The following is an 8,603-nucleotide window of genomic DNA, read 5'->3' as shown; positions in this document are numbered from 1 at the left end:
TGCTAGCGTCTTGATTAAATAATCTATGAAAGCCTTTAGCAATTTCTATAAAGTCTTTTGCTCCTTGACTCTTAAAGGTGCTAGCTTTAAGCTCCTCTATTGGGTTTTAAGATTAGTTGCAGTTTTATTTAAAATGCTTTTTAACCACCGCGTAATTAACTACGGACGGATTTATTATTTGCCTAAGCAGAACTCCTGAAACATCGCATCTAGCATTTCATCAGTGTAATAGGGTGTGCTAATGGCTGCAATACTTTCTAAAGCATCTTTAATATGATAAGAAAATAGCTCTAACTCTGCATGCTCTAATGGTTTTTTAGCAGATTGTAAACTCTTAATGCTTAGCTCTAGGCTGTTTTGCTGGGTTAGGGTGGCTAAAATCAGGCTATCATTTGGATTATGTTCAAATAGAGGTTTAAGCGCTTCTTTTAAAAAAGGCAAACAGGGTTCTTTGGTATTTAGGCTTATAGCAGGGGTAAATAAAGGTGGCATGGCTGCTAAAAGGGCTTTTGTATCTAGCTGAATAGGGCAATCGTTTTTATTAAAAATAACACAGAGGATTTTATCTTGGTGGGCTTGGAGTAACTCTAAAATAAATTGATCTTGGTGATCTAATGGGCTAGATAAATCAAAAAGGGCGAGGATAATATCGCTCTCTTGCATGCTTTGTTTGCTTCTAGCAATTCCTAAACGCTCAATTGGATCGTTAGAGGTGCGTATCCCTGCGGTGTCTATAATTTTTAAAGAACTCCCATAAAGACTAATGACTTCCTCTATGCTATCTCTTGTGGTACCGGCAATCTCGCTTACTAAGGCGCGCTCTTCAAGTAATAAAGCATTCAGCAAAGAGCTTTTACCCACATTAGGCTTACCAATAATGCTTAAAGTATAGCCCTCTAATTTAGCACTTCTAGCACGCGATACCTCTAACACTTTTAAGAGTTGTTGTTCTATTTGCTTTAAATCCTCTTGCATGCGATCTAATAAATTTAAAGGCAAATCTTCTTCTGCATAATCAATCAATACCTCGCTACTGGCTAATAACTTTAAAAGGGCTGTGCGGGTGGTTTGTACAAAATCTTTTAAAGCCCCCTTGATTTGTTTAGCCATAGCCTTAACCATGTTGGCATTTTGGCTTTCTAAAAGTTTAGCTAGGGCTTGTACTTGGGATAAATCCATGCGCTTATTTAAAAGAGCCCTCCGTGTAAACTCCCCCCCCTTAGCTAGAATCGCCCCTTGTTCTAAACACGCCTCTAAGATCAATCTTGCCACCATAATGCCCCCATGGCATTGTAGTTCCACTACATCTTCACCGGTATAACTATGGGGGGCTTTAAAATAAAGGGCTAAACATTGATCTAAAAGATCTCCAGCAACATCATAAAGACTAACCAAAGTAGCCATGCGGGGGGTAAAGTGTTGTCTGTGAGAAAGCGCGTTTAAAATAGAAAGACTCTTAGAACCACTAAGCTTAATAATAGCAATAGCACCAAGTCCTGGTGGGGTAGCAATAGCAGCAATGGTACTATTTGTAAAAATCATTGATCACAACCATAGATTCGTGATCATCATTTGCTTGGATACTAACATGTTTATTAGGAAAGATTTCTCTTAAGCGTTTAAGAGCGATGTAGAGCAGCATGCCATCTAAGGGCTTGGTTTGTGCCTTGCCCACTTCATGGACTTGCATGATCACACTTTGTAAATAACTTTCCATGATTTCTTCTTGATCTTTTAAAAAACTAGCCACTTCTAAGCGGATATTGTAGTGGTATTTATAGTGAATCCAGTTAAAGAGCAAGTAAGATAAAGCATTATAACGATAACCCTTTTCGCCAATAATTAAAGCCGAATCAGGACCATTAATTTCAATGAGTAGAGTTTGTTCGTTATACAATTCTACATGGATACGCTCAATTTGGTAGGGCAAATAACTAAAAAGAGTATCTAATTCTTGTTTGATCTCTGTAATCTTTGTTTCTAAAGAATTAGTAGGGGGAGTGGGGGGGGATATGGGGGGTGTTTTTTCTAAGTCTTGAGATTGTTTAGTTTGTTTAATTTTAGCTTCTATAATGGCGTCTTTTCTGCCAAAGCCTAAAAAACCACTAGAGGGGGCTTGGATAATTTCATATTCTAGATCCAAAACAGAACATTGCAAGAGTGAAGAAGCCTTAGTAATCGCTTCCTCAAGGGTTTTAGCTACAATGGTTTGCATCTTCTAGCTCCTAGGCTGTTTTTTGCATTTCGCTCTTCTTTTTGCTTAACATTTGATTAATGAGCCATTGCTGGATAATAGAAAAGATGTTATTGGTTGTCCAATAAAGCACAAGACCGGCCGGAAAAGTGATCAAAAAAATTGTGAAAAATAAAGGCAACATTTTAAAAATCTTAGCTTGGGTGGGATCGGTGATGGTGCTTGGGGTGAGGGCTTGTTGGGCGTACATGGAAATCCCCATTAAAAGGGGCAAGATAAAATAAGGATCCATTAAAGAAAGATCGTGAATCCAAAGCATCCAACCCGCACTTTTAAGTTCTACGGCATTGTATAAGACGCGATAAATGGCAAAAAATACCGGGATTTGTAAGAGTATGGGTAAACACCCGCCCAAAGGATTAGCCCCATGCTTTTTATAAAGCTGCATCATGTGCATTTGTAACTTTTGTGGATCGCTTTTGTATTTTTCTTGGAGTTCTTTCATTTTAGGCGCTAGGTCTTTGATTTTTTGCATGCTCACCATGCCCTTATAGCTCAAAGGATAAAGAATAATCCGTACAATGAGGGTTAAAAGAATAATCGCCCAACCCCAGTTATGGGTATAAGTATGCAAATAATCTAGGAGTAAAAACACAGGGCGGGCAAAGAAAGTGATCACCCCATATTCAATCACCTCAGTTAGCATAGGAGAAATTCGTTCTAACAAGCGGTGATCTTTAGGGCCAATGTAACCATGCAAAGTGGCATTGCCTTTTAAAGAAACAAAGGGCAAAGGGTCTTTGCTTGGCTGTGTGTCTATAATGGCATCTAAAGGCAAATCTTTAGTGAAGAAAAGGGAGGTGTAGTAGCGATCTACACTAGCAATAAAGATGGTGGATTTAAAAGACTGGGTTTGCTTAGCCTTGCCATCTTCAATTTTTTCTAATTTATGATCTTGTGTACCTAAGAGTACCCCATGGAAAGCATAACCATCGGCATCAGCTATAGGCCTAGAGCCATTTGAAAGTACGTAAGCTAAATTCATGGGGGTTTGTGTGGGTTTTAATTCTACGCGTAAATCGTAGGTCAAATTAGGGTAGAAGGTCAAAATTTTTTTAACATTAAGGTTTTTAAGAGACTGTGTTAAAACCACAGTTTGAGGGGCTTTATCTAATTGGAGTACTTGGGTTGAGGCGATATAGGGGGTGTTAAAAGCCTCTTGATTAAGTGTAGAATCTACAAAGCGCAATTCTAAAGGCTTTAGTGCATTTGATCCTAAAAGGGGCAATTTTTCTAGGGCACTTTTGGGTTTAGAGAGACCTAAAAGCTGTTTGATGTGTTCTAAAAAATCTTCTTGTCTGTGGGCTGTGAATTTTTTATCCTTGAGATAAACCTGTGCAATGCGCCCTAGTGCGTCTATTTCTATTTCCATATCTTTAGAAAGAACCTTAAGGATTATGGGGCTTTGAGGGGTTTGTGCTACCTGCTTAATAAGAGTAGTGGGGGCGCTACTACTATTTGGGGGGGCAGTGTGGGGTTTTTCTGGTAAAAAATAACCATAAATAACAAGAAAAACAAAAGAGAGCACAATGGCTAAAATAAATCGTAAATTATTTTCTTTCACATGAAGCCTTAAGAATATAATAAGGGGAGAAAGCTGGAGGCTTAAGAGGCACTAGATAATAGCGCAGTTTAATTTCTTGAGGAGAACAATATTTTGGGGTGATGTGTTTAGAGCCAATGGGATAATCAATACCCCCCTTGCAATAAGGGTGGCAGGATAGCAAACGCCGGCAAATTTTTAATAGGGCTTTAAATAATCCTTCATTGTGTAAAAGCCAAAGCGCATAAGTAGAACATGTGGGATAAAAACGACAACTTGTAGGTTTAAGCAAAGAAAGGTACTTGCGATAAAATTCTAACAAGGCTAAAACCAATCTCACGCATGCCTCATAACAAGCGGTTTTGTTTTGCGGTATAGACATGCTAAAACCTGTTGTTTTAAATCTTTGTATTTGAGTTGTGCAATCCCTGCTTTAGCTACAAACACAATCACCCGCTCTTTTTCCAAATGGATATTTTTAAAAAGAGAACGCACCCGTCGTTTAATTAAATTTCTCTGCACCGCATTACCCACTTTCTTAGAAACACTCAAGCCCAGTAGAGAAGTTCTAGGATAGCTAAAAAATTTGGGTAACCCATCTAAGGGGAGAGAATACATGGTAAAAAACTTGCTATGTACTCTCATGCCCTTTTTGTAAAGATGGTTAAATTGCTGGGTTGTTTTTAGAGATTGCACCTCGCAAGAATCAAACCGCTAATTGTCTTCTCCCCTTAGCACGGCGGGCTTTGATAACCTTACGGCCATTTTTAGTTTTCATCCTCACCAAAAAGCCGTGTGTGCGCTTTCTAGGCGTATTATGGGGCTGATAGGTGCGTTTCATTCTCTAATCCTTTAAAATTTTCAAAAGCTCTATTCTAGCTTGTTTTGCTAAAAACTATCTAAAGCCTAATGGCTACTATTTTTATCCTCTACTAAAATATACAGTTGGTTAAGATTATGGGTTTGTAACAAATCCACCACCTTAACAAAACTATCTAAATTGCTATTTTTATCCCCCTGTAAAATAATGGGCGTGTCTTTAGCGTACTTTTTCACCGCCTGTTTGAGAGTCTCAAAACTCACCTTTTTTTTATCCAAATAAAACTCGCCCTTGTGCGAAATGGCAATGTTAACTTGTTTTTTATCCAATACATCTTGGGCTTTATCTGAGCTTTGATCCACTTTAGGGATATTAATGGGCAATTTGGAAGTAGAAACAAAAGAAGCGGTGGTAAGTACGATGACTAAAAGCACTAACATGATGTCAATGAAAGGCACTACATTCATGGAGTCTATCTTTTTCATCTATCTTCCTAAAAATCTGTATCTAGGCGATTATACCCCGCTCCCTCTGTGGCTGGGTGGTGGTAAATATCCCATTTAGTCGCGATGATCTCGCTTTTGCGCACCAACATATTATAAATCACAACAGAAGGAATGGCCACAATCAAACCCATACCTGTAGATTTAAGCGCTAGGGCTAAGCCAACCATAATTGCCTTAGTATCCACTGCTGAGGTATTGCCTAGTTCAATAAAGGTAATCATGATTCCTGTTACCGTGCCCAAAAGCCCCACATAAGGCGCGTTAGAACCAATGGTAGCCACTAAAGTTAAACGGCGGTGCAAATCTAGTTCTAACTTGCGTTTATCTTTATAATCATCTACACGCACGGTAGCATAAAACCACACCCGCTCAATCCCAATAGCAATTACGATCACTGATAAAAACGCCAAAAATCCCAAAATCCCATAATCTACCATTTCTTTCACATTCCACCCCGCAAATGACTCTTTAACTGGCTCTTAGCCTCCCTATCTAAAACCCTTTGTTTCATGCTCTCTCTTTTATCATAAAGTTTCTTGCCCTTTACCAAAGCGATTTGGAGTTTCACCCGGTTTTTAGCGTTAAAATATAACTGCAATGCCACAATACTAAGGCGCTTTTGGCCCACTTCAACAGACCATTTATGAATCTGTTTTCTATGCAGTAGCAACTTACGCGGCCGCCTCTCATCGGGTTTATAATAAACATTAGCTGTTGGCAGATGCCCAACATGCACCCCAAATAAAAAAGCCTCGCCCCTGATGATCCTAACAAAATTATCCTTTAAATTCACCCTACCCACACGGATTGCCTTAACCTCAGAACCTGCCAAAACAATACCCGCCTCCAAAGTCTCTAAAATCTCATAATCAAAGAAAGCCTTTTTATTGCGTATAGGCTCTTTCACACACTTTCCTTAAGCCTAAAAAAACTACTCCCACTCCCGCTAAAAAAAAAGGGCTGTGAATTATCTAAATGTTTCTCAAACTCTTTTAATGCAGGGTAAAGAGTAATAGCAGGGGTGTAAAGATCATTAAGAGTGGCGCGTGTGAAATGTTTGAGTAAAGTATGACTCTGCATTGTTTGCCAATTTTGCTCCTCTTGAGTGGGCATGCATAGGCGATCAAAGGCTTGATAAACCTGAGTTGTGTTACAAAAAATTTGGGGTGTTAAAATTTCTAGTTCTAAATCTTCTTCTTTAAAGCATTTAATCACCTCGCCAAAATGAAAAACATGCGCGCTATTAAAACCAGAGATGAAAAAATTCACATCACTGCCTACCTGCGCACCGATTTGATAACATTCTTGTAAACTCAAATCTAATTCTAAATGAGTATTAAGCTCTCTTAAAAGCACCCCCGCATCTGCACTGCCTCCCCCAAGCCCTGCACCCATAGGGATATGTTTTTCTACTTCAATGGCTAATTCTAAGGTTTCAGGGTGATTCTTAGCTTGAAGGTGTGTTTTGAGTATCTGCAACATTTTATAAATGGTGTTTTTTTCAAGAGAGCAACCAAAATTACCCTTAAGTGAAAAGGGGGCTCTTTTGACAAAAAGATAATCACATATTTGGTTTTTAACAAGCACTAGCCTAGATAAAAGAGTGTGATAAGATGCCTGCAATCCTAGAACTTTTAAAAAGATATTTACCTTTGGGTAGGCTATGCACTCAAACGCATTCATTCTAATTTACCTAGTTGTTTACCAATGCCCTCTAAAAGCGTATCGCTAACATCACCAGAGGCTTTTTTATTTTCTAAAGCCACAGCCTCTTTAAGTTCAGAGCGCAAAATAAGCATGTGAGAGGGCGCATCAAAACCAAGTTTTACACTTCCTTTTTCAATTGAAATAACCCGTATATGGATATGCTCCCCAATCACCACACCTTCTCCTAGTTTTCTGGCTAGAATTAACATCTAAAATCATTGTGCTAAGATATGAATCGTTTCAATGATATCTCCTTGCTTTAGGCTATCTAAAACCCCTAAACTTTCCTCATCTTCAATTTGTCCAAAAACCGTATGCTCCCCATCTAAATGGGGTTGGGGTTCAAAACAAAGGAAAAACTGGCTACCACCCGTGTCTCTACCGGCATGGGCCATGCTTAATGCGCCTCTTTTATGTTTATGTGGGTTATTTTGCACTTCACATTTGATACGATAATCAGGCCCACCCATTCCTGTACCAAGAGGACAACCCCCTTGGGCTACAAACCCGGTGATTACGCGGTGAAAATTTAGCCCATTATAAAAACCCTCTTTAGCTAAAGTTGCAAAGTTAGTTACAGTTTGTGGCGCTTCTTGTCCAAATAAGTGGATTTTAATCGCTCCCTTACTGGTTTTAATAACCGCATACTGATAGGAGGATAAAAGCGTGGGGTCTATTTCATAAACTTTTAGAGTTTTCAATGCATACCTTTAAATATTAAATGATCGCCGCATTTTACCGATTTTGCTACCGATTTCACCTTAATTTTTATGTAGCGGGGTTGTTTATGCGGGCTTTATTGGCTCTTTTTCTGTTAGGACTTTTGCAAGCAGAAGAGGCGCTAAATACCTCTTTGATTCACCACACCAAACCCTCCCATATCACTAGAAAAACACCCCACCCAGATCACAAGATCACCAAAAGCGTTAAAAACCCCAACAAACAACAAGTAAAACAGAATAAAGAACATAATAACGCTAAGCTAGAACCGCTCCATTTGTGGATTTATAGCACCGTTTTTTTAATCGCCTATTTTAAAGATGGGCACTACAAACAAGGCTATGGGCTTTTACTCCAAAACGGGCATGTGCTAACCTCTTCTGAGTTAGCCTATGATAAGGGCATGTATGCCACAACTTTTATTGCCAAAATGCAAGATGATAGCGGGCCTATGTTAATTTGTATTGCGCGCTTGCACCTTAAGGCTATTGATCGAAACCGCGGGTTATCCTTACTTAATACCCACGCTTTTACTAATGATTATTGCCAAGTCCGCCCAGAAAGTTACTACCATGCCCGCATTTACACAAAATACGGGCAAGATTTACTCACCAAAAATTCCCACCCACACAAAGCCTTACAAATTTACTACCCTAAGATTAGCGATCAAGGTACTTTTGAAGTAGGCACTTTTGAAGTATCAACTTTTAAGAATATTTTAGAAAAGAGTCGCAAAGATATTAATTATAGTAGTCAATATCTTAATTATGAGGATCTACACCAAATCATACAACCTCTACTCAAAGATGTCTATGGCCGCCCCCTTTTTAACCACAAAGATGAGTTTATAGGCATGGCTATCTCTCCGCCCAGCCAAAATAATGTTTTTGCCACCAAACGCGTGATCCAAGATTTTTTACTAGATTTAAAACACCGCTCTATTTTTTAACACTCTAAGCCCCCCTTAAGCTTAAAAACTATAAAATGCCCCTTTTGCTAAATAGCAAATGCTCTAAATAGCAATGCTAAAGGCAAGCGATCTTTGACATTTAA

At 38.9% G+C, this 8,603-nt stretch carries 13 protein-coding genes; 1 reads left to right on the top strand and 12 read right to left on the bottom strand.

Annotation, left to right across the window (positions count from 1 at the left end):
* Nucleotides 1-174: 174 nt before the first annotated feature.
* From mnmE to G6Q00_RS07820, 12 genes are all read right to left on the bottom strand, one after another.
* Complete coding sequence (gene mnmE, locus G6Q00_RS07875; protein WP_163532700.1) at nucleotides 175-1,542, bottom strand: tRNA uridine-5-carboxymethylaminomethyl(34) synthesis GTPase MnmE; 1,368 nt, start codon at nucleotides 1,540-1,542, stop codon at nucleotides 175-177.
* Nucleotides 1,526-2,215 carry a Jag N-terminal domain-containing protein gene (locus G6Q00_RS07870; RefSeq protein WP_163532699.1) on the bottom strand — a complete coding sequence of 230 codons (690 nt, stop codon included), beginning with the start codon at nucleotides 2,213-2,215 and terminating at the stop codon, nucleotides 1,526-1,528. Before G6Q00_RS07870 ends, mnmE begins: the two co-directional genes overlap by 17 nt.
* A 10-nt stretch (nucleotides 2,216-2,225) precedes the next feature.
* Complete coding sequence (yidC, locus tag G6Q00_RS07865; protein WP_205426575.1) at nucleotides 2,226-3,818, bottom strand: membrane protein insertase YidC; 1,593 nt, start codon at nucleotides 3,816-3,818, stop codon at nucleotides 2,226-2,228.
* A complete protein-coding gene (gene yidD / locus G6Q00_RS07860; RefSeq protein WP_163532698.1) occupies nucleotides 3,805-4,179 on the bottom strand; it encodes a membrane protein insertion efficiency factor YidD in 375 nt (124 codons plus the stop codon). Before yidD ends, yidC begins: the two co-directional genes overlap by 14 nt.
* Nucleotides 4,134-4,442: a ribonuclease P protein component gene (gene rnpA / locus G6Q00_RS07855; RefSeq protein WP_240329624.1), complete on the bottom strand. Its 309-nt coding sequence runs from the start codon at nucleotides 4,440-4,442 to the stop codon at nucleotides 4,134-4,136. Before rnpA ends, yidD begins: the two co-directional genes overlap by 46 nt.
* Before the next feature lie 61 nt (nucleotides 4,443-4,503).
* On the bottom strand, nucleotides 4,504-4,638 hold the full coding sequence (gene rpmH / locus G6Q00_RS07850; RefSeq protein WP_006564561.1) for a 50S ribosomal protein L34: 135 nt from the start codon (nucleotides 4,636-4,638) through the stop codon (nucleotides 4,504-4,506).
* Nucleotides 4,639-4,703: 65 nt separating this feature from the next.
* Nucleotides 4,704-5,102: an ExbD/TolR family protein gene (locus G6Q00_RS07845; RefSeq protein ID WP_163499783.1), complete on the bottom strand. Its 399-nt coding sequence runs from the start codon at nucleotides 5,100-5,102 to the stop codon at nucleotides 4,704-4,706.
* A gap of 8 nt (nucleotides 5,103-5,110) precedes the next feature.
* Entirely contained in the window at nucleotides 5,111-5,569 is a 459-nt protein-coding gene (gene exbB / locus G6Q00_RS07840) for a TonB-system energizer ExbB (protein WP_100069289.1), read from the bottom strand.
* Entirely contained in the window at nucleotides 5,566-6,030 is a 465-nt protein-coding gene (gene smpB, locus G6Q00_RS07835; RefSeq protein WP_163532697.1) for an SsrA-binding protein, read from the bottom strand. The genes exbB and smpB overlap by 4 nt, the downstream gene beginning before the upstream one ends.
* Nucleotides 6,027-6,806, bottom strand: coding sequence for a 4-(cytidine 5'-diphospho)-2-C-methyl-D-erythritol kinase (locus G6Q00_RS07830; RefSeq protein WP_163532696.1), 780 nt, complete (start codon nucleotides 6,804-6,806; stop codon nucleotides 6,027-6,029). The genes smpB and G6Q00_RS07830 overlap by 4 nt, the downstream gene beginning before the upstream one ends.
* Nucleotides 6,803-7,039 carry a carbon storage regulator gene (locus G6Q00_RS07825; protein ID WP_163499786.1) on the bottom strand — a complete coding sequence of 79 codons (237 nt, stop codon included), beginning with the start codon at nucleotides 7,037-7,039 and terminating at the stop codon, nucleotides 6,803-6,805. Before G6Q00_RS07825 ends, G6Q00_RS07830 begins: the two co-directional genes overlap by 4 nt.
* A 6-nt stretch (nucleotides 7,040-7,045) precedes the next feature.
* Nucleotides 7,046-7,531, bottom strand: coding sequence for a peptidylprolyl isomerase (locus G6Q00_RS07820; protein WP_163532695.1), 486 nt, complete (start codon nucleotides 7,529-7,531; stop codon nucleotides 7,046-7,048).
* A gap of 98 nt (nucleotides 7,532-7,629) precedes the next feature.
* Here G6Q00_RS07820 and G6Q00_RS07815 point away from each other — a divergent pair, with 98 nt between their 5' ends.
* The gene (locus tag G6Q00_RS07815; RefSeq protein ID WP_240331061.1) at nucleotides 7,630-8,499 is read left to right on the top strand and encodes a hypothetical protein; all 870 of its coding nucleotides are present in this window, start codon (nucleotides 7,630-7,632) and stop codon (nucleotides 8,497-8,499) included.
* Nucleotides 8,500-8,603: the final 104 nt, after the last annotated feature.

The organism is Helicobacter suis (assembly GCF_902196125.1).
Lineage (GTDB): Bacteria > Campylobacterota > Campylobacteria > Campylobacterales > Helicobacteraceae > Helicobacter > Helicobacter suis_B.
The sequence above is the reverse complement of the archived record's forward strand: the minus strand, read 5'-3'. Positions and strand labels throughout refer to the sequence as shown.

What these genes read in the sequence shown, in the direction of transcription:
- mnmE (WP_163532700.1), bottom strand. Translation starts at nt 1,542, where the DNA reads ATGATTTTTACAAATAGTACCATTGCTGCTATTGCTACCCCACCAGGA.
- G6Q00_RS07870 (WP_163532699.1), bottom strand. Translation starts at nt 2,215, where the DNA reads ATGCAAACCATTGTAGCTAAAACCCTTGAGGAAGCGATTACTAAGGCT.
- yidD (WP_163532698.1), bottom strand. Translation starts at nt 4,179, where the DNA reads ATGTCTATACCGCAAAACAAAACCGCTTGTTATGAGGCATGCGTGAGA.
- rnpA (WP_240329624.1), bottom strand. Translation starts at nt 4,442, where the DNA reads ATGAGAGTACATAGCAAGTTTTTTACCATGTATTCTCTCCCCTTAGAT.
- rpmH (WP_006564561.1), bottom strand. Translation starts at nt 4,638, where the DNA reads ATGAAACGCACCTATCAGCCCCATAATACGCCTAGAAAGCGCACACAC.
- G6Q00_RS07845 (WP_163499783.1), bottom strand. Translation starts at nt 5,102, where the DNA reads ATGAAAAAGATAGACTCCATGAATGTAGTGCCTTTCATTGACATCATG.
- G6Q00_RS07830 (WP_163532696.1), bottom strand. Translation starts at nt 6,806, where the DNA reads ATGAATGCGTTTGAGTGCATAGCCTACCCAAAGGTAAATATCTTTTTA.
- G6Q00_RS07825 (WP_163499786.1), bottom strand. Translation starts at nt 7,039, where the DNA reads ATGTTAATTCTAGCCAGAAAACTAGGAGAAGGTGTGGTGATTGGGGAG.